Genomic DNA, 25,684 nt, shown 5'->3' with positions numbered 1-25,684 from the left:
GAAGGAATCCGATGGCTGAGTTCACGGTCAACGCGCATCGCTTCGACCCCTACAAGAACTTCAAGTTCCTCGTCCTGTGGGACGGCCGGACGGTCGCCGGCATCAGCAAGATCAGTCCGCTGAAGCGGACGACGGAGGTCGTCAAGCACCGCCACGGCGGCGACCCCTCCTCCCCGCGCAAGTCGCCGGGCCGCTCCGAGTTCGAGGGCATCACCCTGGAGCGCGGGGTTACCCACGACCCCGAGTTCGACCGCTGGGCCAACAAGGTCTGGCAGGTCGGCGCGGGCCTCGGCTCCGAGGTCTCCCTGGCCGACTTCCGCAAGGACATAGTCATCCAGGTCCTCAACGAGGCCGGCCAGGTCGCCGTCTCGCACAAGCTGTACCGGACCTGGCCGAGCGAGTACCAGGTCCTCGGTGAGCTGGACGCCAACGCCAACGCGGTGGCCATCCAGTCGCTGAAGCTCGAGTGCGAGGGCTGGGAGCGGGACTACGAGGTGCCCGAGCCGGAGGAGCCCTCGTTCCTCAACCCCGCTTGACCAGTGGGTAGTTGAGGGGGGAAGAAGGATGGCGATCACGGGGGCGGCCGAACTGCTGGCCACCTGGGAGGCGGGCCTCGCCGAGGCGCCGACCGGGCGCGCCCTGCTGCTGCACCGCACGGCGCGCCCGGACGTCGACGCCGCGACCCTGCCGGTGCTGCCGGTGGGGGAGCGCGAAGCCGACCTGTTCGCGCTGCGCCGCGCCCTGTTCGGGGAGCGGATGCAGGTGCGGCTCGGCTGCGCGGCGTGCGGGGAGGACATGGAGTTCGACCTGGACGCCGGGGAGTTCGCGCGCTCGCTGAGCGATCGGGCCGGACCCGCTCACTCCGTCGTGCGCGTCCAGCAGGACGGCTGGGACGTGCAGTTCAGGCTGCCCGGGGTCGCCGACCTGACGGCGGCGGCCCGGGCGGCGGACCCACGTGCCGCCCTCCTCGCGCGGTGCCTCGTCTCGGCGGAGCGCGCCGGGGCGGCCGTACCCGCCGAAAACCTGCCCGCCCTGGTCCAGCGCCGGATCGCCGAGGCCGTCGAGGCCGCCGACCCCGGCGCCGACGTCACGCTCAACATCGCCTGCCCCGAGTGCGGCGCGGCCACCCGGGCCGAGCTGGACATCGCCTCCTACCTGTGGACCGAACTGGACGCCTGGGCAAGGGACCTGCTGCTCGACGTCCACCTGCTCGCCACCTCGTACGGCTGGAGCGAGCCGGAGATCATGGCGCTCAGCCCGCTGCGGCGCCGCTACTACCTGGAGCTGTGTGCGGATGTCTGACGCGGACGGGGCACCGGTTCCCGACTTCCTCGACCGGCTGATCGCCCGGCACGCCCCGGCAGCCGTCGGTCCGCGCCCGGATGTGGTGCGGGTACGTCCCCGGCTGCCCGGCCCGTTCGAGCGGGTCGAGGCGGTACGGGCCACGGCACCGGAACCGGACGACGGCTCCGACCTGCTGTGGCCCGCCACCACGCCGTCCGCCGTACGGCCGGGGGACACGCCGGCCCCGGCGACGCCCGCCGCGCGGCTGCACACGGAACGGGAGCGGACGGTCGTCCGCACCGAACACGCGCAGGCCGACCCGGCACCGCGACCCGCACCCCGTGCCCTGCCCGACGCGCCGCTTCTGCGTCCCGCAGCGCCGGTCACGCCCGGCCCCCGGCCGGCGCCGGACGCCGTGCAGCGGGCGGCGGGCCGTGGGCGCCCGGAGCGGGGCGCATCCCGGACCGCGGCGTCCGTGCCCATCCCCCCGGGCACGGACGCCGCATCCCCCGCCGCCGGGTCGGCGGCCCTGCGCCCCAGCGCCGCGGACACGGCGGCAGCACGGGACGCCGTACGGCAGGCCGCCGCACGGCGTCCCGCGCGAGCGCCCGAGCAGGTGGTGCAGGTGCAGATCGGGCGGCTGGAAGTGACGGCCGGACCCTCGGCTTCCGGGTCCGCACGGCAGCGCACGCCGTCGTCGGCGGAGCGGCCGGGGGCGACCCTGAGCCTGGCCGACTACCTGGCGCGGGGGCGGGAGTGACATGACGGACCGAGGAACCGAGGAACCGACTTCATGAGCAACGCACTCGCCATCGCCCATGTCACCCAGGCCCTGTCCCTGCTGCTCGCGTCCAACGTGGGCTCGGAGTTCGACGAGGCCGTGAAGGTGGAGCCGCGCAAGCCGCCGGCGGAGGCGCCGGACCATCCGACCATCAATGTGTTCCTCTACCAGGTCACGCCCAACACGTCGATGCGCAACAACGACCTGCCGACCCGGGCGTCCGACGGCACGCTGGTGAAGCGGCCGGCCGCCGCCCTGGACCTGCACTACCTGATCAGCGCGTACGGCGACGAGACGACCCTGGTCGGGCAGCGGCTGATCGGGTCCGTGGTGCGGACCCTGCACGAGATACCGACCCTGCCGAAGGACGTCATCGAGGAGACCGGTCATCTCCCGCACCTGGTGGGCAGCGACCTCGCCGAGTCGGCCCAGCGGGTGCGCTTCACGCCCACGGTGATGGACGTCGACGAGACGTCGAAGCTGTGGGGGATGCTCCACCAGACGCCGTACTCGCTGTCGGTCGTCTACCAGGCGGCCCTGGTCCTCATCGACGGGCGTCAGACGCCGGTGCCGGCGAAGCCGGTGGAGCGGACGGACGTACGGGTGCTGCCGTTCGGGGCGCCGGGGGCGCCGGTCCCTCCGGGGGCTGAGCCGAAGAGCGAGGCGGCTTCAACGGCCATGGAAGCCCCGGCTGTTGAGAAGGCGGCAGCAGATTCCGAGCCGGTCAGCGGTGCCGCCAGGAAGCCCACGAAGGCCCCGGCCAAGACCGTCGCCAAGGCTCCGGCACGGGCCCGCAGGACCGCCCGGGCGAGCAAGCCGCCGCAGCCGGAGCCCCGGAAGCGCACGGAGGGCTGAGAAGAGATGGGGACGACGGGGGCAGGTGAGCACATGGGGACGAACCAGGCGGACACGGCGGCGACTCCGGGCACTTCAAGCACTTCCGGCACTTCTGGCACGGAAGGCGGCCCCGACGTGGGTGCGAAGCTGATCGAGGAGATCAGGCGTGTCCTGTCCCGGATCGACGCGCACGCGGCCGGCGCCGGAGCGGCGACGGACGCGGAGTCCACCCCTGCGACGAGCCCGGCCCCCCTGGCCGTCCCCGGCACCGCCCCCCTCGACGCCCTCCTCACCTGCTTCGGCCTCACGCCCTTCGAACGCGACCTGATCCTCCTCGCCGCCGCCGACGAACTGGACCCCACGACCGCCGCCCGCTGCGCCGCAGCCTGCGGCGACCCGCAGCGGGCGTACCCGACCTTCTCGCTCGCCCTGGCCGCGCTCGCCGAGCCGCACTGGAGCGCACTCACGCCGGTCGCGCCGCTACGGCGCTGGCGGATCGTGGAGCTCGACGACGAGTCCCGGCTGACGACCTCCCGACTACGTCTCGACGAGCGCATCCTGCACTTCCTGCTGGGCTCGCCCTACCTCGACGCCCGCCTGCACGGCCGCCTGCGCCGGACCCCGATGCCGGAACAGCTGCCGCCGTCCTACGACGTCGCCGCGAGCCGGGTCGCCGAGGGCTGGACGACGGCGGCGAGCCCCGACGCGCCGCTGCTCGTCGAGGTGACCGGCGGTGATCTGCGCAGCCGGGCCGACATCGCCGCCGCGGCGGCAGCCCGGTCGGGACTCGGGCTGTACGCGATGGGCGCCGAGGACATTCCGGCGGACCCCGCCGAACGCGACGGGCTCGCCCGGCTCTGGCAGCGCGAAGCGATCCTGCTGCCCTCCGCGCTCCTCGTCGAGGTCGGCGAGCTCGACCGCGACCAGCGGGCGGCGACCGAGGCCTTCCTGGCCGGAGCCGCCGTACCGGTCGTCGTCTCCAGCGAGGACCCCCTGCGCACGGACCGCCCGCACGGCGCACGCGTGGCGGTACCCCGCCTCGACGACGACGAGCAGACCGAACTCTGGGCCCAGGCCTTCCACCCGGTCGCCGACTTGGACGACGGCGAACTGCGCTCCCTGGTAGCCCAGTTCCAGCTGCCCCCGCACGTCATCCGGTCCGCCGCCGCGACCGTACGCCGCCGGCTGCCGTACGAGGACTCCCTCGACGCCGCCGAACTCGCCTGGCGGGCCGGCATGGAGGAGGCCCGGATCGGCATGGACGAGCTGGGCCGCCGGATCGAACCGGGGGCCGGCTGGGACGACCTCGTCCTGCACGATCGGCAGACGGGCGTGCTGCGCGAGATCGTCGCGCATGTACGGCAGCGGCCCACCGTCCACCAGGAGTGGGGCTTCGCGGGCACGCTGCGCCGCGGCCTCGGTGTCACCGCGATGTTCGCGGGCGGCTCCGGCACGGGCAAGACGCTGGCCGCCGAGGTGATGGCGAAGGAACTCGGCCTCGACCTGTTCATCGTCGACCTCTCCCAGGTGGTCAGCAAGTACATCGGCGAGACCGAGAAGAACCTCCGCCGGGTCTTCGACGCCGCCGAACGCGGCGGCGCGCTGCTGCTGTTCGACGAGGCCGACGCCCTGTTCGGCAAGCGCAGCGAGGTCAAGGACAGCCACGACCGGTACGCCAACCTGGAGGTCAGCTACCTGCTGATGCGGATGGAGGCCTACCGCGGCCTCGCCATCCTCACCACCAATATGAAGAAGGCCCTCGACACCGCCTTCCTGCGCCGCATCCGCTTCGTCGTCGACTTCCCCTTCCCGGCCGAGCACGAGCGCGCCGAGATCTGGCGCCGGGTGCTCCCCTCCAGGGCTCCGGTCAAGGACATCGACCCGGGGCTCCTCGCCCAGCTCACCGTGGCGGGCGGTTCGATCCGCAACATCGCGCTGTCCGGGGCCTTCCTCGCGGCCGAGGAGGGCGACCGCCTGCAGATGCGGCACATGCTGGCGGCGGCTCGCACGGAGTACCAGAAGCTGGAGCGCTCGCTGACTCCGGGGGAGGTGCGGGGATGGGTGTGAACGGGGAGACCCGTGGGGGTCGGGGCCTCCGGGAGGTCCGGGAGTCCCGTGAGGTCCGGAAACCTCACGAGGACCGGGAACCTCGTGAGATCCGGGTCGAGATCGGCGAACTCGCCCTCCACGGCTTCCGCGTGGACCCCGAGCGGGTGTCGGACGCCTTCGAACGCGAACTGACCCGCCTGGTCCACGCCCACGGCGTCCCGCTGGCCACGGACGGCGCCCTGACCCTCGAAGCGCTGACCGGCCTGCCGCCCCTGCCCGCCGGCCTGTCCGCCCGCCGCCTCGGCCAGGAACTGGCCCGCGCGGTGCACGAAGGGCTCAGCGGCCACGGGGAGGTGACCCGGTGAATTCACAGTCCCAGGACGCCCACTCCGAGCAGGCCGCCGAACAGCGGCGCCGCAAGCGCAAGGAGCGCGCCGCCAAGTCCCGTACGCCCGAGCCGAAGGACATCGTCAGCGGCGCCGGGCAGCCCCTCGACCCCGGCGTTCGACGGGAGCTGGAGGAGCGGCTCGGCCACGACCTGAGCCGCGTCCGGCTGCACACCGGCCGTGACGCCGGGCAGCTGACCGAGCTGCTCGGCGCCGACGCGGTGGCCGTGGGTCAGGACGTCTTCTTCCGCGAGGGCGCCTACAAGCCGGGCACGGACGAGGGGCGCCGCCTTCTCGCCCACGAGCTCTTGCACACCGTGCAGAACCCGCACGGTCTGGGGACGCTGCGTGCCGGGCGGGATCTCGGTGCGGTGAGTGTGCCTCAGCAGGCGATCGAGCGGGAGGCGGAGGCGGGGGCGCGCGACCTCGTGGAGCAGCCGGAGCCGGCGGCCGCCGAACAGGTGGACGTCGAGCAGGGGCAGGCAACGCCCGGTTGGCTGAGGTACGCGACCGTCGATGCCGACCAGCGCCGTATGGAGCAACTGGACCCGGCGACCGTCGTCGACCGCATGGCCAACACTCTCCTGCGATCCCTGCGCGGTGACCCCGAGGACCGGTCCGGGCGGGTCCGCCTGCAGTTGGCGCGGATGGCGCCCCAGGTGCAGGACATCGTGCTCGACCGGCTGGAGCTGCGGTTGCCCACGCCGGTGATCGACCGGCTGGTGGAGGCTGTTGAGGAGACGGAGCAGGCCGGGCCGCTGCCGTCGGATGCCGCCGCGGCCCCGTTGGCTGTGCCCGGTGCCGTCGAGGAGATGGAGGAGGAGCGCGAACGGGCTTCGGCCGACGAGCGGCAGGAGAAAGGCCGGCGCGCGGACAACTCCGGGGCGGGGGACGGCCGTCAGGAGGACGACGGCCGGCCGGCTCCCGGCGGTGGGCAGAACCAGGACGGCGGCGCGTCCGGCGACCGGCAGGACCAGGACGCCCAGGACCAGGACGCCCAGGACCAGGACGCGGGCGGCGCGGAGGCCGACGGGAAAGACGCTGCGGGGGACCGGGAGGAGTCGGCCGGGCGGCAGCAGGATCGTTCCCAGGACCGCCAGGAGGAGCGGGACGCCTCCGGCCAGGGCGCCCAGAAGGACGCCGACGACGAACGCAAGGGCGCGGCGGACAACCAGAACGACCAGAAGGACCAGGACCAGCGCGACGAGGAGCAGGCGCAGGAGGAAACGGACGGGGCTGAGGAGGCCGCGCCGGAGCCGGAGAAGCAGGCCGGCGAGCAGGAGGAACGGCGGACCGGGGCCGCGCCCCACCAGGCCCCAGCCCCGGCAGCGGTGGACCGGAGCGGAGCGGAGCCGGGCGAGAGACCACGCGCCGCCGACGACACCCGTGCGGCCCGCACGGTGGGGGACCGGGAGAACGAACAGGACGCCGACGACGAGCCGTTGGGCCTGGAGCCGGAGTCCGCGGAGGACGACGTCGAGTCGGACGCCGACGATGAGGCCGGCGACGGCCGTGCGGCCGATGCCGACACCGCGCCTTCGGGCGAGGACACGGCGGTCGACGCTCGGCTGTTCCAGCGGCGCAAGCGGGGAGAGCCCCGCGCGCCGGCTCTCACCTTCTCCGACGGCCCAGCTGCTGAGGACGAGGCCCAGGACACGGCAGAAACCGAGGCCGCGCCGGATCGCGGCGAGCGCACGGACGAGGACGACGCGGAGGACCGGACCGTCCAGGAGCTCATGGACGGCATGTCCGCGGACCAGGACTCCGCCTCGGGCGGAGACGGGCCGGCCGGGGCCGGTCCGTCCACGGGAGCCGGAGCGGTAGGGACGTCGATGTCCGTCACGGGGACGGACGCGGACAAGGCGCGCACGGACGAACGCCGGCAGGATGCCGAGGCGGCGCGGCGCGACGAGGAGGCGCGCGCCGCCGACGGTGCCGGACAGGACGCCGCGCCCGCTCCCGGTGAGGCCGCCGGGCCCGACCAGCTGGCCAAGGCGGACGAGGACGCCCGTACGCAGACGGCGGGTTCGCCGTCCGGTGCCCAGGGCGCGTCGGACGGCGCGAGCTCAGGCGCGGGTGGGGCGGGAGCGCAAGCGGGCAACTCGTCCCGGAGCGGGAAGCCGACAGGCGAGGGCGCCGGGAAGGACCAGGGCGGACCGGCCGGCAAGGGCGCGGACCAGGCCGGGAACGCGCCCGGCGAGGACGGCAAAGCGCCCGGCCCGGACGGGAAGGGCACGGACCAGGGCAAGGACAGTACAGAACCCGCCCCGACCACGCCCTCCGCGGGCGAGCAGGACGTGACCGAAGGCAACGGCGATGCCACCTCCCCGGGGCCGGTCACCGGCCCCGACAAGGTCGCCACGCCGGGACCTGTCGCCGCGCCGAAACTGGCTCCGGGCAACGGCCCTTCCCCCATGTCCGCCGGCCCGCAGGCGAGGACCAACGCCCCGAAGGCCACCGAGGCGCCGGGATCCGGCGGTGCCGCAGGAGGCTCGACGGGCTCCCGCGCCAGGCCCACAGGCGGCAAGCGGCAGGCGGCACGGCAGGCCGCCAAGACCGCCCGCAAGAGCGGCGGAAGCGGCGGCCGTACGGCTTCCGCACCCGCACCCGTCCGGTCCGGAGGCCGCGGTGGCGGCGGCCGTACCGCACCCGCCGTTGGTTCGAAGCCGAAGAAGGAGGCCCCCGCCCCGGACGTCTCCAATGCCACACCCGAGTCGGGCCTGGCCACCGCCGGCTCGCTCAAGCCGCACCAGGCCCTGGAGACCCTCAAGGGCGTCGACTCCGCCGTCGGCCGCTCCGTCGACAAGGAGCGCACAGCGCTGCGCAAGGCGCCGCCGACCACACAACGGCCCTCCGGCTCACCGCGCACCGTCCCCGGCGGTCCGACCCCCGCGGCACCCGGCACCTACACCAACGCGAAGGTCGCCCGCACCGAAGCCGCAGCGGGCAGGACGCCCGAGATCACCGGCGAGCAGAAGCCGGAAGGCGAGGTGCCGGGCGCGAACGTCCCCGAGCCGAGCTGGTGGGACATCGCCCTCACCATCGGCGCCCAGCTGTTCGGCAAGCTGCTCAAGGAGATCCTGCCGCTCGACGACCTGATCGACTCCATCCTCGGGCTCCCGACCAAGGACGAGGGCCTCCAGAACACCCGCGTGGGCGACGCCCCGCGGCTGCCCCTGGAGAACGACTCCGATCCGCAGCGCACGGACGAACAGGGCCACAAGCTCGACGAGCGGAAGAACGAGCTGCACCAGTCGGGCCGTGCCGACGCCGCGCTGCCGATGGGCGAGGACCAGCTCTACCCGGACGTTCCCAAGGAGACCCTGACCGGCAAGGTCGCCGGCGGCAAGGGCTCCGCGAAGGCGGGCGGCCCGCGCTCGGTCTCCGGCGGTGTGCCCATCGAGTCCGCCTCCGCCGTGGCCGAACACGACCGTGGCCCCCAGATCCAGGCGGGCTTCGCCCAGGGCCGGCAACAGATGGGCCAGGAACGCCAGGCCAAGGACAAGAAGTCCACGGACGACCGCAGACAGTACGACGAGGACCTCAAGCGCGAGGTCGACGCCAGTGGCAAGAAGCAGGCCGACGCGCGCGACAAGGGGCGCTCCGACATCTCCGACTCCCGCGACCAGTGGCGCAAGGAGCAGGACGACAAGGTCTCGGAGATCGACGACAAGAAGGGCAAGAAGTACGACCAGGTCCGCAAGGACATCAAGAAGAAGGAAGAGGACACCGACAAGGACGTCGACAAGCGCACCGAGGACGACAACAAGAAGATCGAGACGGAGCAGACCAACGCCGAGCAGGACGCGGAGAAGAAGCAGAACGAGGGCAAGGACGACGCCGACAACTGGCTCGAAGAGGCCATCGAGAAGCTGAAGGAGTTCTTCGAGGGCCTCAAGAACGCCATCAAGGGCATCTTCGAGAAGGCCCGGCAGATCGTCACCGACCTCATCGACAAGTTCAAGCAGCAGGTCTTCAAGCTCATCGACGACGCCCGCAACTGGGTCATCGATCAGATCAACACCTTCGCCGACGCCCTGATCGCCCTCGGCGACGAACTCCTCGCCGACTACCCGGCGATGCGCGACAAGTGGCGCCGGACGATCGATGGTGCGCGCGACTGGGCCGTACAGAAGGTCAACGAGTTCGCCGACGCCCTCAAGGAGGTCGCCGGGAAGCTGCTCGACGGGCTGTGCGGGGCGCTGCTCGCCGGCCTGGACATGCTGGAGACCGGGCTGCTGGCGGCCGTCGACGTCGCCGAGTCCGTCACCGTCGGCGCGCTGGAGTTCGGCGCCGCCGCGGTCGCGGCTCTCGGCGAATGGGCGGCCATCTTCAACGACATCGTCTCCGACCCGGGCGACTGGATCAGCAAGGCGGGCGCGGCGGCCGAGACGGGCGCCAGGGAACACCTCTTCAACGAGATCAAGACCGCGGTCAGAGCCTGGTTCAACCAGAAGGTCCAGGAGATCATCGGCATCCCGATGGAGGACTTCCAGGCGCTGCTCGACGGCGGCGTCACGGTGGACCAGATGGCCCAGATGGCGTGGGATGAGGCGCTGCCCCAACTCCCCGTCATCATCGGAGTGATGGTCGTCGAGAAGGTCGTCGCCAAGCTCATCCCCGGCGCCGGCTGGGTCATGGCGATCATCGACGCCCTGCAGACCGCATGGGGCGCCCTCAGCGAGATCCTCGCCGCGTTCGGCCTCTTCATGGACTTCCTCAAGTCCGTCAAGAGCGGCAACGGCGCGCTGCCGTTCGCGAAGGCGGTCGCGGCGGGTGTCGTGGCGCTGCTGGAGCTGGTCTACACGTTCCTGATCGAGGGCGTCGGCCGGTTCATGGGCAAGGTCGCGGACCGGCTCGGCGACATGCTGAAGAAGATCCGCACGAAGAAGGACAAGCCGGGGGAGCCGGACGGGCCGGGGCAGCCGTCCACGCCGAACAAGAACAAGGACGAGAAGCCGAAGGAGGACGACCCCCGGGACACGGACAAGGACACCGCCGGGACCACGGACAGGGACAAGCCCTCCGACCGCCCGGCCCCGCGCAAGCCGTCACCGAACAAGACGTCCCGTCCGCCGTCCAAGCCCCGCCCCGGCAAGCGCTCCTCCCCGGAGAAGAAGCCGCGGCCCTCGCAGACCACCCGCCCGAAGAAGCGCCGCGACGACGATGAACGTCGCGAGGAGGGCCGCGAGGTGAACGCGGCCAGGAAGCGGGCGCGGGACGCTGAACGCAGGACGCGCGACAAGGACCGCGACGACGCCACGGCTCGCCCCGCACGCCGAGGCCCCGCCCGGGACACGCTGCGCAAGGACGACCGCAACCGGGACCGGGACGGCGACCCCAGGAACAAGCGCCCCGATGACCACCGCACGGACGAGCGCCGTCGCGCCGACGGCAAGGACCGGGACCGTGACAAGGGCCACGACCGCGACCGTCGTCCCGACGGCCGGCCCCGCCGCATGCGCCGAGCTCGTCAGACCGTCAAGTCGGCGGCGAACCGGGCGCGTAGAGCTGCCCGCAAGCTCTACGGCAAGGCCCGCCGTCGACTCGGCAGCCGCCTGAACGACCGGTTGCGGCGTCTGCGGGACCGGTGGCGCAGGCGCAGGGACCGGATGCGCGACGACCGCGGCCGCCGTCCCGGCCGGGACCGGAGCCGGGACCGGCGCGACGACACCAAGGAGCCGGTGGACCTGCCGCAGGTTCGCTTCGCCGACGCCGACGACGGTGAACGCCACACCCTGCGGTTCCACGGCCGCGGCCCGCGCGCACCCCTCTACATCCACAGCACGCCCCAGGAGGTGCCGCCCTTCATGGCGGCCTGGCGCAGGGACCTCGACCGGCCCGAGGCGAAGCAGGACAGGGCGAAGCAGCAGGAGTACGTGACGGCGGCCGAGCAGGAGTACCGCACGGCGCTCGGCATCCAGGCGAGGATTCCCACGGAGACCGACAAGGAGAAGCGGAAGCGGGAGGTCGAGAAGAACAAGCGGGAACTCGCCGCCCAGATGAAGCAGTTCGCCAACCAGGCGCGCAACCGCCTCTACTTCGACGTTCCCCCGGAACTGCTCCAGCCCTTCCACAACATCTCGCTCGGCAAGGACCAGCGGCGCCCGGACGAGTCCCATGAGTCCCAGTTCATCGGCACGTCGACCAAGACGGTCTTCGGCGGCGGCGGCCAGGACGTCGGCGCCGCCCAGCCGCCGGGCTGGGGCGACGTGGTCGACCGGGGGCTGAGCGAAGGCGCCCGCTGGGTCCGCATGCACTTGCTGCCCGAGCGGATCGGCGGCAGGGCCACCGGGAACAACCTGGTCCCGGCGCGCGGTCCGGAAACGAACATCAAGGCCCGCGAAGAAATCGAGGACAAGGCATACCGCGCGATCGGGGACACGGAAACCATCATCTGGTATCACTCCGGCGCCCAGTTCAACCATGCCGACTGGCCGCACCTGCCGAGCCGCATCCATGCCCGGTTCGGCGGCTACGACAAGGTCGGCGGCACCGGGAAGAGCCGGGAGGACTGGCGCGTGAAGGGGCAGACGACGAGCTGGAGCCAGGATCCCGACCCGATCGCCGACAACGAGAAGACCCGCCTGGCCATCAACTCGGTCGGCAGCCCGGCTATTTACGCCAGGCTTCTGGGACGCCGGTACCCGAATCTCGCCGAGCACTTCCGGGACGCGCGCAAGGAAATGATCAAAAAGGGTGGCCGGTTCACGCGGGAAGGCGGCGAGGCCCAGTTGAGAAGAGTCATGGAAACATACGCGAGGGGCACCAAGATCTCCTTGGCCGGACTGGATGTCATGGTGGAGAACTACGAGAAATTGATCGAGGCCGGCGAAGTGAGCTGGAGTTGAGGTGTGCCATGACGGACAACAATGAGGCCGAATTCCGCTACCCCTTCGAGGAACGCTGCGCCGTGGTCCTCCAGCAGCTCAGGGAGACGGACGAGTTCGACTTGTACCGGGCGCAGCTCGGAGAAACGCTGTATGCCATGGACGTCGCGGAGAGCGTGTTCGAGGATCTCGCCGAAACCGACGATCTGCCGCTCAGCCCGGGCATCCAGCAGTACTTCTTCCGGTACGGCGCTATCGAGGCGGCCTGGCGGTCACAGCGGCCCGATTCGGGACTCGTCGGGGAATTCAAGCTCAATCACATCATGAGCGCACTCGTCAACAAGCGCCTGAACAAGATCTGGAAGGGCGAGGACGACGAGGAGCGCGCCCTGTACAGCGAACTGCGCATCTTCGACGACACACCCCAGACCGGGACCGGTCGCATGTCGCTGCTGCGCGCCACCCCGGGCACGACCGACCCCGAGGTCTGGTTCTTCGACATGCGTCAGGGCGCCATGCCCATGGAACTCGACTACCCGGCCTATGTGGAGACCCTGCTCGTCACCAAGGGCGTGATCGGCTGGCAGTACCTGTACTGCGCGCCGGAATTCTGCGGTGAGGGCTTCTTCCCCCTCGTGGCCGGACTGAGGGAAATGCTGGACGTCTTCCCCCGGCTCTTCCCCGAGCACGACTACACGGACCTCCGCGCCCGTTTCGAGGAGCGCATGTGACCCGCTACGCCGACATCCCCAAACCCATCCGCTCCGGAATAGTCGTAGTCAACCCCGACACCGGCACCCCCCAGCGGATCATCGTCCTGCAGTTCAACCCGGACACCCTGGAGCGCAGCGTCTCCCCCCAGTCGGCCGGTGACAGCGGCGACAGCGGTAGTGGCGGTACCGGGAGCGGTGACCGCAACGAAGCTCTCCGGCTCAAGGGCCCCGCCCAGGAGACCTGGAAGTTCACCGCTGAGATCGACGCCACCGACCAGTTCGAGATCGCGGCGCCCGACGGCATCCACCCGCAGCTCGCCACGCTCGAGATGCTGGTGCAACCGACCACGGCGCAGCTCCGTGCAGCGATGAAGCTGTCCCAGAAGGGTGCCATCGAGATCAGCCCGATCGAGATGCCGCTCACTCTGTTCACCTGGGGGAGCAAGCGGGTGATGCCCGTGCGGCTCACCGAGCTGTCCGTCAATGAGTCCGCTTTCGACGTGAACCTCAACCCGATCCGCGCCTCCCTCAGCATCGGCATGAAGATCCTCACGGTCAGTGACCTGCCTGCCGGTCATCGGGGCGCCGACCTGTACATGGCCCACCTCGCGCAGAAGGAGCGGCTTGCCGCAGCCGCGCGCGGCGGCAGCCTCGGCTCGCTCGGGCTCGGCGGAGGCGGGGGCGGTGCCGGAGGCGTATTCGGCGCCGGAATCGGAACCAACGCCGCGTTCGGAAGGGGCTGAGGAGGACAACCATGGCTGAGATCGAGCCGTACGAGAACGCCCTGGACGCCATACCCGGGGCACATCCCTATCCACGCACCAGCCGCTACCACGACGCCGAGATCGGCATCCATCGCCGTCCCGACGGCAGCGAAGTCCGCTACACCAAGCGCCGTCTGCTGCCCCCGCTCGACCCGGCCGGCCCCGACAGCGACCTCACCCAGCCCCACACCGTCGGCGCCGGCGAGCGTCCCGACCTGCTCGCGCAGCGCTACTTCGGCGACGTCGGCCAGTGGTGGCAGATCGCCGACGCCAATCCCGTACTGGATCCACGCGAGTTGACCGACGAGGCCGGGCGCGTCATCGACATCCCGCTGGCCGGCGGGTTCCCCGGCGGCAGGGGAGACCGGCGTGTTTGATCTGCCCGTGGGGCAGGGCCCCGTTCACATCACGCTCCTCATGGGGCCGAAGCTCGCCCGGCCCGTCCCGGCCGAGGTGACCGAGGCCCTGCTGTCCGCGCAGATCACCGCCACGGCGGGGGAGCGCAGCGGTTTTCAGATCGCCTTCGACCTCACCAAGAACGGGATCATCAGCCGGCGGCTGCTGCCCGAGGGGTTCTTCGACCCCAAGACCCGGATCATCGTCACGGTCAGCGTCAAGGGAACCCAGGACGTCCTCTTCGACGGGCTCGTCGTCCGCCACGAGGTCGGCGCCAGCAACCAGCCCGGCCACTCCACCCTCACCGTCACCGGGGAGGACCTGACGCTGCTCATGGATCTCGAGGAGCGCACCGCCCGGTATCCCAATCTCCCGCCGTCCGAGCGCGTGCTCGACATCCTGCGCCGCTACTCCGACTACGGCATCCGGCCCGACGTCTACACCGAGAAGGTCGCCCAACCCCCGCACCAGGACCTCCGCGTGCACTACCAGACCGGCACCGACCTCCAGTACGTCACCGAGCTCGCCCGTGCGAACGGGTACACCTTCTACCTGGAGCCCGGCCCCAACCCCGGGCAGTCGTCCGCCCGTTGGGGTCCCGAGGTCCGCCTCGGCATCCGTCAGCACGCCCTCAACGTCAACATGGACGCCAACTCGACCGTCGACCAGATGACGTTCGCGTACGACGGGACGGCGCGGGAAGAGCCGCAGGCCCGCTGGCAGAACCCCGAGACCCGGCAGTCCGCCCTCCTTCCGCAGCCGTCGATCAGCCCGCTGCGCCCGCCCCTGGGCAAGCGGCCCACCCCGGCCCTGAAGCGCAGGACGCTCTCCGGCACCGCCAAGCAGCAGCGCGAACAGGCCGAGGCCGAACTCCTCGCCCGCGCCGCCGTGTCCGCAGACGTCGTCTCCGGCTCCGGCTCACTCGACGTCAACCGGCACGGCTACATCCTCCAGCCCCGCCAGCTCGTCGGCGTACGCGGCGCGGGACGTGCGTACGACGGCGACTACTACGTCAAGTCCGTCACCCACAACCTGCGCCCGGGCTCGTACCAGCAGAACTTCACCCTCTCCAGAGAGGGACTCGAAGCCCGCAGCGACTACGTCCGGCCGTAAGCCGCAGACACGTACACGCCCACACGCCCGCACCCGCACACCCGCACACCCGCACACCCCAGTCCCATCGACCAGGAGCACCTCCACCATGGCGGCACCCAGCAATCGCTACCTCGGCAAGTTCCGCGGCCGGGTCGTCAGCAACGACGACCCGCTGCGCATCGGCCGTATCACCGTCGAGGTCCCGGACGTCCTCGGCGACGAGCCGTCGACGTGGGCGCTGCCCTGTCTGCCGTTCACCGGGCCCCAGTCGGGGCAGTTCGTGGTGCCGCCGCCCGGCGCGGGCGTGTGGGTGGAGTTCGAGCAGGGGGATCCCAGCTTCCCCGTGTGGACCGGGTGCTGGTACGGGGCCGCGGACGAGCTCCCGCCCGACGCGCGCCGCGAGCTCCAGGCCGGCTCGCCCAACAAACCAGTCGTCGTGCAGACGCCGCAGGCGCACAAGCTCGTCATGAGTGACACGCCCGGCGCAGAGCAGGGGATTCTGCTCCAGGCCCAAGGCGGTGCCTACATCCGCATCACCAAGGAGGCCGTGGTCATCTCCACCGGCGCGGGCGCCGAGATCCTGCTGCGCGGCAATGAAGTGACCATCAACGAAGGCCAGTTGACCGTGCTTTCGAAGCGATGACCGCAATGACCGCGATGACCGCGACGAGAGCGATGAGAGCGACGAAGGAAGAAGACGGGGGACCACGAACCATGCCCGGGACTCTGCTCGACGCCGGTGCCGTGATCGGCTGTCCGCACGGCGGCCGCGTCGCGCCCGCCACCACATCCTCCGGCGGCGTACGCCTCGCGGGCGCCGCCGCTGCCACCGCCGCGCACAGTTACGTGGTGACCGGCTGTCCGCACACCGTGAACCGGGTGCCCTCGCCGTGCGTGACGGTCCGCTGGACCGCCGACGGCTCCGGGATCACCGTCGACGGCGCGCCCGTGCTGCTCGACACCTCCGCGGCCCAGTGCTTCTCGGCGGCCTTCGTGCCGCAGGGCCCGCCACTCGTCCAGGTCGCGCAGCGAAAGGTCAACGTCCGATGAGCCCCACCAGCAGGGGAGCGAGGCCCCGTTCCGACATCGCCTTCCCCTTCCGCGCCGACCGCCGGGGCCGTACCGCGCACGCCACGCGCGGCGAGCACGCGCACGACCTCATCGAGCAACTGCTGTTCACCAGCCCCGGCGAGCGAGTCATGCGCCCCGACTTCGGCTGCGGGCTCCTCGACCTGGTCTTCGCCCCGACCAGCCCGGAACTCATCAGCACCCTCGAACTCTCCGTCCAGGCCTCGCTCCAGCGCTGGCTGGGCGACCTCATCGACGTGGAGGCCCTCGACGTGGTCAGCGAGGACAACGTCGTCCGCGTGTACCTGTCGTACGCGATACGCGCCGACGGCGCCCGACGCGACGACGTCTTCGAAGGGAGGGCCACGGCATGACCGGGACGACCACGGCCACCTCCCGCCGGTCCAAGGTCCGCGCGGCCCAGCTCAACGGCATCGACGCCGTCGAGGTCGGCGACGACGGCCTGCTGCTCACCGTCACCTTCCTCGGCAAGGCCCCGCACGGCCTCGGCCCCGAGAACGTCCGCGTCGACGGCGGCCGCCGCGTCACCGGCATCACCGCCGTGGACGTCAGCGTGGAGCGCGAGGAGGACCCCGAGCTCGACGACCGGCTCTACGTCACCCTCGACCGGGCCGGCGACACCTCCCGCTACCGGCTCTCCCTCGTCGAGACCGACCCGTACGGGCGGCCCGGCACCGATCCGTACCGCGGCTTCGACCAGCGCTACCACAGCGCGACCTTCGCCTTCCGGCCGGACTGCCCGACTCCCTTCGACTGCGAGGAGGAAGAGCAGCCCGCCCCGGACTTTCCGTCCGCTCCCGTCGTCGACTACACCGCCCGCGACTACGACACCATCCGCAAGCTGCTCCTCGACCGGCTCGCACTCACCACACCCGACTGGGTCGAGCGCAGCCCCGCCGACCTGGGCGTGACCCTCGTCGAGCTGCTCGCGTACACCGGCGACCAGATCAGCTACCAGCAGGACGCCGTCGCCACCGAGGCCTACCTCGACACCGCGCGCCGCCGTGTCTCCGTGCGGCGGCACGTCCGGCTCATCGACTACGCGATGCACGACGGGTGTGCGGCGCGCGCGTACGTCGCCGTCGAGACCGCCGCGGACCACACCCTCGCGCCGGGCACCTACCGCTTCGCCTCCGTCGACGTCCGCACCCTCGACCCGCACGACCGGCCCGAACCGGGCACGGTCATCGACGAGAGCGACCTCGGCGACCTCGACGAGCGCGGCTCGGTCGAGGTCTTCGAACCGGTCGTCACCGCCGACCCGCTTGAACTGCGCGCCGCCCACAACGCGATCCGCCTGTGGAGCTGGGGCGGTGAGGTGTGCACGCTGTCCAAGGGCGCCACCTCCGCGACCCTGCGCGACGAGTGGGTGGACCCGGAGACCTGCCGGGAACGGCGACTGGACCTCAGGCCCGGCGACGTACTCGTCCTGGAGGAGGTCAAGGGCCCGCGCACCGGCACCCCCGGCGACGCGGACCCGAGCCATCGCCAGGCCGTCCGGCTGACCTCCGTCACCCCGGCAGTGGACCGCATCGAGGACCAGCCCGTGCTGGAGGTGACCTGGGCCGCCGCGGACGCGCTGCGCTTCCCGCTCTGCCTCACCACCCGCGGCGGCCGCGACTGTCTCCCCGTCGACGACGTGACGATCGCGCGTGGCAACGTCGTCCTGGTCGACCACGGCCGCACCCTGCACGGGCTCCCCGAGACGTTCACCGTCCCGCAGGCCCCCGCCGAGGTCGCCCCCTGCGACCCTCCCGCCTTCGGCTGCCACGACCGCGACGAGGGCAACGCCCCCGCCCGGCTCATCAACTCCCTCACCACCCGCACGGAATCCGGTGACGCCCTCAGCGCCGACGACATCCGCGAGCTCTTCGAAGTCGTCGGCGAGCCGGCCACCAACCGCGCCGGACTCGGCCTGGAACGCGCCGGCCAGCGCCACGAACGCGTCGTGCCCGGCACGGCGTACGCCCAGGCGGCCGCCCTGCGCACCCTGCTCGCCCAGTCCGTCTACCCGGGGATCCGGCCCCGCTTCCGTCCCGTCCTCGGTCGCGCGCCCGTCGCGCAGACGGTGCCGTTCCCCGAGCCGGCCACCGTCGCAGCCGGGCAGGCCGAGCGGATCGCGGCGATCCCGGGGCGGGTCCGGCAGCGCCTCGTCGAGCTGTGGCGCAGTGCCCGCGACCGGGACGGACTCTCCGAGCAGGAGATCGACGAACTCACGGTGATCTTCGGCTTGAAGATCCTGGAGCACATCGAACTGCACCGTCATCCCGTGCGTGCCCTGCGTGAACTCCTGTACCGCAGCGACGAGTTGCTCGACGCCAAGGTGCGCCGAGTCGAGGTCCTCACGGCCCGCGCCCGCGCCGGCACCGTGCTCGACGGGCACATCGCCTGGGAGATCGCCCACAGTTGGGGCCCCGCCTACGCGACCGGACTGCACCCCGACGAGACGGTGCTGCGCGGCTCCGCGACCGACGCGCTCGCGCAGGATCCGCGTCACGCCCTGCCCGCCGTACGCGTCCACGAGGGCGGCTACGGTGACGGCGGCGCCGTGTGGCAGCCGCGCCGTGACCTGCTGGCCGGCGGCCCCCGCGACCGGCACTTCGTCGGCGAGCTGGAGGACGACGGCCGCCTCGGCCTGCGCTTCGGCGACGGACGGCACGGCGCCAGGCCGACCCCCGGGTCCCGGCTCGCCCTGCACTACCGCCTCGGAGGCGGCAAGGCCGGCAACGTCGGTGCGGAGGCCATCAACCACCTGGTCGTCCAGGCCGACTGCGAACCGCCGCCCGCCGCCGTGGTGCGCAACCCGCTGCCGGCCGTCGGCGGCACCGAACCCGAACCCGTCGAGCAAGTACGCCAGTTGGCCCCCCTCGACCTGCGTCGCACCCGACTGCGCGCGATCACCGCCGAGGACTACGCGGCCCTCGCCGCCGCCCTGCCCGGCGTACAGCGCGCCGCGGCGGAGCTGCGCTGGACCGGCAGCGTCCAGGAGGCGCATGTCGCCGTCGACGCCTACGGCACCGGCGCCCCGTCGGCCGAGCTGCTCACCTCGGTCGCCCAGGCACTGGAGCCCTACCGGCGCATCGGCCACGACGTCGTCGTCGGCGCCGCGCGCCCGGTCCCGCTGGACATCGAGCTGACCGTCTGTGCGCAACCGGGGCATCAGCACGGGCAGATCCTGGCCGAGCTGTACCGCGTGCTCGGCCGCGGTGTGCGGGGCTTCTTCCACCCGGACGCGCTGACCTTCGGCGAACCGGTCCGGCTCAGCCGCCTGGTCGCCGTCGCGGCGGCCGTGCCCGGGGTGGAGAGCGTCCAGGTCACCCGGCTGCAACGGCTGTTCGAGCCGGACCGAGGAGAGAAGGAGGACGGCGTGCTGCGGCTCGGCCCGCTGGAGATCGCCACCTGCGACAACGACCCGGACCGGCCGGAGAACGGCCGGCTGGCGATTTCCCTGGGAGGTGCCCGATGAGCGAGAACATGACGACCGAGGGCACGATCACCGACGAGTGCACCTGCGGCGGCGCCTGCTGCGGCGGCCACGACGAGCGCCTCGCCCCTGCCCGCGTGCACAATCCGCCCGGCCGCACCGCCCTCGACTACCGCGTCGGCGAGTACGGCTCCTTCCTGGCCGCCCTGCTCGACCGGCTCGCCTCACCGGCGTACCCGGCCCTCAACGGCCTGACCGTGCGCACCCCGGACGACCCGGCGATCGGCCTGCTGGACGCCACCGCCGTACTCGGCGACCTGCTCACGTTCCACTCCGAACGCATCGCGGACGAGGCCTACATCCGCACGGCCAACGAGCACCGCTCCCTGGTCCTGCTCGGCCGCCTCGTCGGTCACCGGCCGCGCCCCGGCGTCGCAGCCGCCACGCACCTGGCGTACACCCTGGAACGGGACCCGCGCGCCGAGGCCCTGCCCGTGCTGATCCCGCGCGGTGCCCGCAGCCACAGCGTGCCCGCCTCGGCCGACGAGCAGTCCCTCACCTTCGAGACGAGCCGGGACCTGACGGCCCGCTGGGACTGGAACGAGCTGAAGGTACGCCGCCGGCGCCCATCCCTCGTCACGCCCAAGGACCTGGAGCGTCGCTCGGAGCTGTTCGTCGAGGGCACGGCGAACTCCCTCCAGACCGGCGACCAGTTGCTCTTCGTGTTCGGCGAACGGGCGGGCGGTGAACGCAAGTTGCTTCCGGTCGCCAAGGCGCGAGTCGACCGGGAGGACGAGATCACGGCGATCTCCCTGCCGAAGTCGGCCCCGCCGACCCTCAAGGAACTCGTCGACGAGGTACGGCGCTGGACCGCCGCCCCGCAGGCCCCGGGCGAGCCGGGTGACGAGCCGCCGACGCCCGAGGTCCCCAACCCGCGACCGGTCAGCCGGCTGATCGAGGACTTCGAGGACCAGGTCCTCGCGCCTCTGCGGGACGACCTGGACGGCATCAAGACACCCGAGCGGCTCGCGGCCCGCCTCGCCGAGCCCGTCGCACGGCTCGGCGAGGCACAGGTCCTGGCCGAGCCCTACGAGGACGTGGCAGCCTGGTTCGAGCAGCTGGAGGCGATGCTCGCGGAACTGGCCGAGCGAGCCATGGAGTTGGCGCCCGCCCAGCCCGCCCAGCCCGCCCAGCCCGCCGAACGGGAGCGGACGCAGACCCTGAGGAGCGGGGTGGATCCGCGCGCGGCCGCGCTGCGAACCCTGGGCGCCGTCCTGCCCGCCCTGCGCGGAGCGACCCCCACCCCCCAGGGCGGCGGCACCGGCACCCTGCGCCCCGGCGGCGACACCGCGCGCCTGCTCTCCGTCCTCAACCCCGGACTCGGCACCCTCTACCCGGCCTGGCGGACGGCCGCCGCCCCCGGCACCCCGCAGCTCCTGCGGGAACTGCTGGCCATGCGTGTCACGGCCGCCCCCTTCGGCGCCACGGCCCCGCTCAAGCCGGTTCAGGACGACCGCGGCCGGGTCATCCGCACCGCCGACTGGCCGCTCACGGGCGCCGTACTGGCGAGCATGCGGGTCGTGTACGACACGGCGGGCCGGACGCCGGTCCGGGCGGAGTTCCAGTACGTCGAGGGCAGCAGCTCCGACCAGCGTGCTGAGAACCTGCCGGTCGTCCAGCCGGTCAGGTTCCCGCTCGGCACCGGCCAGGTCGAGCTGTCCGTGCGATCCGGCCAGGACCGCGACCTCAACTGGCTCAACCGACGGCCCGCCGACTCCCAGGAGCCCGGCGTCACGGCCAGCCTCCACTCGGGCCTGCCCGAGCGCACCCTCTTCGTGTCCCGCCCGGACGACGAGGGCCTGGTCCACGTCGGCGTCCACAACGGCACGTCGGAGCAGATCGCCCTGCGGCCGAACACGAACGAGCAGTTCACGCACGGCGAGTACGAGGTCAGCTTGAAGTACACGGTGGGCACCACCGAGCCCAACGTCGAGGTCGTCATCGCCAGCAAGCCCGAGCCCCTCAACCGCCGCGTCCTCCAGCTGGACACGGTCCACACCGGCATCACGGTCGGCAGCTGGGTCGCGATCCAGCGCCCCGCCAAGGGCGTCCAGGACGGCGTACCCGGCGACAGCGAGCTCGCGTTCGTCACCACTCAGGTCGTCGCGGCGCGTACGGCGGCGTACACCAACTACGGCATCACCGGCCGCGGCACCGAACTCACCCTCGCCGACCCGTGGTTGGACGAGTTCGACGTCCTGCTCTCGCACATCCGCGACACCACCGTCCACGCGGCCGGCGAGCCGCTGCGCCTCGCGGACGAGCCGCTGGGCGAGGACGTCCACGGCAACGAGATCGAACTCGCCCAGCTGTACGACGGGCTGCGGGCCGGACGTACGCTCGTGGTGAGCGGCGAACGCAGCGACATCCCCGGCACGGCGGGCGTGCAGGCCACCGAGGTGGTCACCGTCGCGGCCGCGGACCCGGCCGTCGATCCCCAACTGCCCGGCGACCACGTCCACACCCGGCTGACCCTGACCGCCGACCTCGCGCACCGCTACCGCCGCGAAACCGTCAGAATCCTCGGCAACGTCGTCGAGGCCACCCACGGCGAGAGCCGCGAGGAGGCCATCGGAAGCGGTGACTCCGGCCGCGTGAACCAGACGTTCGCGCTCTGGCAGTCCCCGCTGACCTGGCTCGCCGACGACAACCCCCTCGGCGCCACCCCGGTGCTGGAGGTCCGCGTCGACGGCGTCCTCTGGCACGAGGTCGACAGCCTCGCCGGAAGGGGCCCGGGCGAGCGGGTGTTCATCACCGGCTCCACCGCCGACGGCCGTACGACGGTGACCTTCGGCGACGGCGTCAACGGCGCCCGACTGCCGTCCGGCCACGAGAACATCCGGGCCCGCTACCGCTTCGGCACCGGCAAGGCCGCCAACGTCGCCGCCGACCGCGTCAGCCAGCCCCTCACCCGGCCGCTCGGCGTCACCCAGGTGACCAACCCGCGCCCGGCGAAGGGCGGCGCCGACGCGGACGGCCCCGGCCTGACCCGCCGTACGGTCCCGCTCGCCGTCTCGGCGCTGGACCGCCTGGTCTCCGCGTCCGACTACGAGGACTTCGCCCGCTCCCGCGCCGGCATCGGCCGGGCGTCGGCGCGCGAACTCTTCGACGGGCGGCGGCGCGTGCTGCACGTGACGGTCGCGGGCACGGACGACGTGCCGATCGACGGCGACTCGGACACGCTCAAGGCCCTGCGCGGCGCGCTGACCGAGTACGGGGACGGCAATCTCCCGGTCCGGGTGGACGCACGCGAGCTGGTTGTGCTGCTCCTCGCCGCCAAGGTGAAGGTGGCCCCCGACCACGCATGGCAGGTCGTGGAGCCGCGCCTGCGCCAGGCACTGCTCGGCCGACTCGGCTACGAGGGGCGGGAGTTGGGTCGGCCCGCCCGCCTCTCGGACGTCCTGGCCGCGGCCCACGGCGTGCCAGGCGTCGACTACGTCGACGTGGACGTCTTCACCGGCGTCCCCGCGTCCGCCACCCCCGAGGAGCTCACAGAGATCCTCACCGAAACCGGACCGCCCAAGGCATCGGTCCCGGCGCACCATGCGACGTACGACGAGAAGATCCACACGGTCCGCGCCGAGAACGGCGAGACGCTGTCGGAGATCTGCGCCAAGTACGCCGTCCCGCTCACCGAACTCCTGCGCCTCAACCCCGACATCACCGACACCCGGCGCCTGCCCAAGGGCCGTTCGGTGTTCGTCTTCCGCGGTATCCGCCCGGCCCAGCTCGCGCTGCTGTCGCCGAAGGCCGCGGACACCCTGATCCTGACGGAGGTCAAGTGATGTCCCCGGACGTCCAGTTCGAGACGACGGCCCCGGCGACCACGTCCAGGGAGCCGGACGGGCTCGCCGCCCTGCTGCCCCGCTGGCACCTGCTGCGCGACGCCGAGGAGGGCGAACCGCTGCGGGCGCTGCTGGCGGTGATCGCCGAGCAGCTCGACCGGGTACGCGACGGCGTCGAGCAGGGCTACGAGGACCTGTTCGTGGAGACGGCGGCGCCCTGGGTGCTGCCGTACCTCGGCGACCTGGTCGGCTATCGCACCCTGCCCGGCTACGAACGGGTCCTGACGACCGGCCTGCACGACGGTGGCCGTGCCGCGCTCGCCGAGGCCGTCGCCCCGCGCGCCGACGTGGCCGCGACGGTCGCCAACCGCCGCCGCAAGGGCACCCTGCACCTCCTGGAGGAACTCTCCGAGCGCGTGACCGGCTGGCCCGCCCGCGCCGTCGAGCTGTCCCGGCAGGTCTCCCACACCCAGCCCGTGAAGCTCCATGGCGACACGGGCGTCCACCGCGGCGAGCGCGGGCGTCTCGTCGACCTGCGCGACAACTCGGCCCTCGACCTCGCGGGCGGCCCCTTCGGCGCGATGGCGCGCACGGTCGACGTCCGTCGCGCCAACTCTCGGCACACGCAAGGAGGTTGGACCCCGGCCGGGGTCGCTCTCTTCGTCTGGCGGCTGAAGGCGCACTCGCTGACGCAGTCGCCGGCGTACTGCATCGACCGCGCCCGCAACCTCTACACCTTCTCGATCCTGGGCAACGACACCCCGCTGGTCACCAAGCCGTTCCCGGAACCGTCCCCCACGCACATCGCGACCGTCGACAACGTCCCGGCGTTCATCACCCGCCGTCAGCTCCACGACCGGCTCGCCGACTACTACGGCCCCGGCAAGAGCCTCGTCATCCGGCGTGACGGCGAGGACCAGCCGGTACCGCCCTCCGACATCGTGGTCGCCGACCTGTCCGACTGGCGCTACCGGCCGGGGCGGGGGCAGGTGGCCGTCGACCCGGAGCTCGGGCGGATCGCCTTCGGGTCGCGGTCGGCGCCCCGGCAGGGCGTCTGGGTGGACTACCACTACGCGTTCGGCGCGGACATGGGCGGCGGTGAGTACGACCGCCTGGACCGCGAGCCGCGTCCCGACGCCGAGGTCTACCGGGTCGGCCCCGGGCAGACGTACCGCCAGATCATGGACGCCTACCGGGCCTGGCAGCACGACCGCCGCGCGGACCGGACCGGCCCCGCCGGAGTCATCGAGATCACGCACAGCGGCGCCTACCAGGAGCAACTGGACTTCGACCTCGACCCGGGCGACCGCCTGGAGGTCCGCGCGGCCGAGGGCACCCGGCCGGTGATACGCCTCCTCGACTGGTACAGCAACCGCCCCGACGCCCTCAACGTCCGTGCGGTGTCTGAGGACTGCGCGCCGCACGAGCGTCCGCGCATCGTCCTCGACGGCCTGCTGGTCGCCGGACGCGGCATCAATGTCACCGGCCCCATGGGTGCCGTCGTCCTGCGGCACTCCACGCTCGTACCGGGCTGGTCGCTGGAGCCGGAGTGCGAACCGCACTCGCCGGAGGAGCCCAGCATCGTGCTGGAGCGCACCACCGCGTGCCTCCAGATCGAGCACAGCATCCTCGGCACCATCGAGGTCATCGGCGACGAGGTGAGCGAGGAACCCCTCGACATCCACCTGCGCGACAGCATCCTCGACGCCACAGGTCCCGGCCGCGAGGCACTCTCCGCGCCGGACTGCCGCCACGCCCACGCGGTGCTGCACGTGCACCGCACCACCGTGATCGGCGAGATCTTCACGCACGCCGTGCAGATCGCCGAGAACTCGGTTTTCACGGGCCGGCTGCATGTGGCCCGGCGCGGCATCGGCTGCCTGCGGTACTCGTCCGTGCCGGCCGGGTCGCGCACCCCGCGCCGGTACCGCTGCCAGCCCGACCTCGCCGGTCCCGAACAGGCCGGTCGGGTACGGCCGTTGTTCACCTCCGAGCGCTACGGGACGCCCTGGTACGGGCTGCTCGCCGACCGGTGCGCGCAGGAGATCCGGCGTGGCTCGGACGACGGCGCCGAGATGGGCGCCTTCCACGACCTGTACCGGCCGCAGCGCGAGGACGGCCTCAGGGCGCGGCTCGCGGAGTACACCCCGGCGGGCACGGACGCCGGGATCTTCTTCGTGACGTGAGGCGA

Annotated in this window: 17 protein-coding genes; all 17 read left to right on the top strand. The window is 72.2% G+C overall.

Annotation, left to right across the window (positions count from 1 at the left end; genetic code table 11):
• Positions 1-11: 11 nt before the first annotated feature.
• The 17 genes from ACFY5C_RS11445 to ACFY5C_RS11365 all read left to right on the top strand — a co-directional run bounded on the left by ACFY5C_RS11445 (position 12) and on the right by ACFY5C_RS11365 (position 25,679).
• The gene (locus ACFY5C_RS11445; RefSeq protein WP_004003113.1) at positions 12-536 is read left to right on the top strand and encodes a phage tail protein; all 525 of its coding nucleotides are present in this window, start codon (positions 12-14) and stop codon (positions 534-536) included.
• A gap of 28 nt (positions 537-564) precedes the next feature.
• The gene (locus ACFY5C_RS11440) at positions 565-1,302 is read left to right on the top strand and encodes a hypothetical protein (protein ID WP_389443219.1); all 738 of its coding nucleotides are present in this window, start codon (positions 565-567) and stop codon (positions 1,300-1,302) included.
• Entirely contained in the window at positions 1,295-2,044 is a 750-nt protein-coding gene (locus tag ACFY5C_RS11435) for a hypothetical protein (protein WP_389443217.1), read from the top strand. The genes ACFY5C_RS11440 and ACFY5C_RS11435 overlap by 8 nt, the downstream gene beginning before the upstream one ends.
• A gap of 33 nt (positions 2,045-2,077) precedes the next feature.
• Positions 2,078-2,920 (top strand): Pvc16 family protein, encoded by an 843-nt coding sequence (locus ACFY5C_RS11430; RefSeq protein ID WP_389443215.1) that lies wholly within the window; start codon positions 2,078-2,080, stop codon positions 2,918-2,920.
• A gap of 33 nt (positions 2,921-2,953) precedes the next feature.
• Positions 2,954-4,969, top strand: a complete 2,016-nt coding sequence (locus ACFY5C_RS11425) for an ATP-binding protein (RefSeq protein ID WP_389443213.1) — start codon at positions 2,954-2,956, stop codon at positions 4,967-4,969.
• Positions 4,960-5,316, top strand: coding sequence for a hypothetical protein (locus ACFY5C_RS11420; protein WP_389443211.1), 357 nt, complete (start codon positions 4,960-4,962; stop codon positions 5,314-5,316). Before ACFY5C_RS11425 ends, ACFY5C_RS11420 begins: the two co-directional genes overlap by 10 nt.
• Entirely contained in the window at positions 5,313-12,188 is a 6,876-nt protein-coding gene (locus ACFY5C_RS11415) for a DUF4157 domain-containing protein (protein WP_389443209.1), read from the top strand. The genes ACFY5C_RS11420 and ACFY5C_RS11415 overlap by 4 nt, the downstream gene beginning before the upstream one ends.
• A gap of 8 nt (positions 12,189-12,196) precedes the next feature.
• A complete protein-coding gene (locus tag ACFY5C_RS11410; RefSeq protein WP_389443207.1) occupies positions 12,197-12,898 on the top strand; it encodes a hypothetical protein in 702 nt (233 codons plus the stop codon).
• The gene (locus ACFY5C_RS11405) at positions 12,895-13,623 is read left to right on the top strand and encodes a hypothetical protein (protein ID WP_389443205.1); all 729 of its coding nucleotides are present in this window, start codon (positions 12,895-12,897) and stop codon (positions 13,621-13,623) included. The genes ACFY5C_RS11410 and ACFY5C_RS11405 overlap by 4 nt, the downstream gene beginning before the upstream one ends.
• Before the next feature lie 11 nt (positions 13,624-13,634).
• Positions 13,635-14,021, top strand: coding sequence for a hypothetical protein (locus ACFY5C_RS11400; protein ID WP_389443203.1), 387 nt, complete (start codon positions 13,635-13,637; stop codon positions 14,019-14,021).
• Complete coding sequence (locus ACFY5C_RS11395; protein ID WP_389443202.1) at positions 14,014-15,153, top strand: hypothetical protein; 1,140 nt, start codon at positions 14,014-14,016, stop codon at positions 15,151-15,153. Before ACFY5C_RS11400 ends, ACFY5C_RS11395 begins: the two co-directional genes overlap by 8 nt.
• An 88-nt stretch (positions 15,154-15,241) precedes the next feature.
• Positions 15,242-15,778 (top strand): phage baseplate assembly protein V, encoded by a 537-nt coding sequence (locus tag ACFY5C_RS11390; protein ID WP_389443200.1) that lies wholly within the window; start codon positions 15,242-15,244, stop codon positions 15,776-15,778.
• Positions 15,779-15,849: 71 nt separating this feature from the next.
• Entirely contained in the window at positions 15,850-16,185 is a 336-nt protein-coding gene (locus ACFY5C_RS11385) for a hypothetical protein (protein ID WP_389443198.1), read from the top strand.
• The gene (locus tag ACFY5C_RS11380) at positions 16,182-16,577 is read left to right on the top strand and encodes a GPW/gp25 family protein (RefSeq protein ID WP_389443196.1); all 396 of its coding nucleotides are present in this window, start codon (positions 16,182-16,184) and stop codon (positions 16,575-16,577) included. The genes ACFY5C_RS11385 and ACFY5C_RS11380 overlap by 4 nt, the downstream gene beginning before the upstream one ends.
• A complete protein-coding gene (locus ACFY5C_RS11375) occupies positions 16,574-19,690 on the top strand; it encodes a putative baseplate assembly protein (RefSeq protein ID WP_389443194.1) in 3,117 nt (1,038 codons plus the stop codon). Before ACFY5C_RS11380 ends, ACFY5C_RS11375 begins: the two co-directional genes overlap by 4 nt.
• Positions 19,687-23,493 (top strand): putative baseplate assembly protein, encoded by a 3,807-nt coding sequence (locus tag ACFY5C_RS11370; RefSeq protein ID WP_389443192.1) that lies wholly within the window; start codon positions 19,687-19,689, stop codon positions 23,491-23,493. The genes ACFY5C_RS11375 and ACFY5C_RS11370 overlap by 4 nt, the downstream gene beginning before the upstream one ends.
• Positions 23,493-25,679, top strand: a complete 2,187-nt coding sequence (locus ACFY5C_RS11365; RefSeq protein ID WP_389443190.1) for a hypothetical protein — start codon at positions 23,493-23,495, stop codon at positions 25,677-25,679. Before ACFY5C_RS11370 ends, ACFY5C_RS11365 begins: the two co-directional genes overlap by 1 nt.
• Positions 25,680-25,684 lie beyond the last annotated feature (5 nt).

The organism is Streptomyces sp. NPDC012935, from assembly GCF_042900345.1.
GTDB lineage: Bacteria > Actinomycetota > Actinomycetes > Streptomycetales > Streptomycetaceae > Streptomyces.
This window is presented reverse-complemented; position numbering and strand designations above follow the sequence as displayed.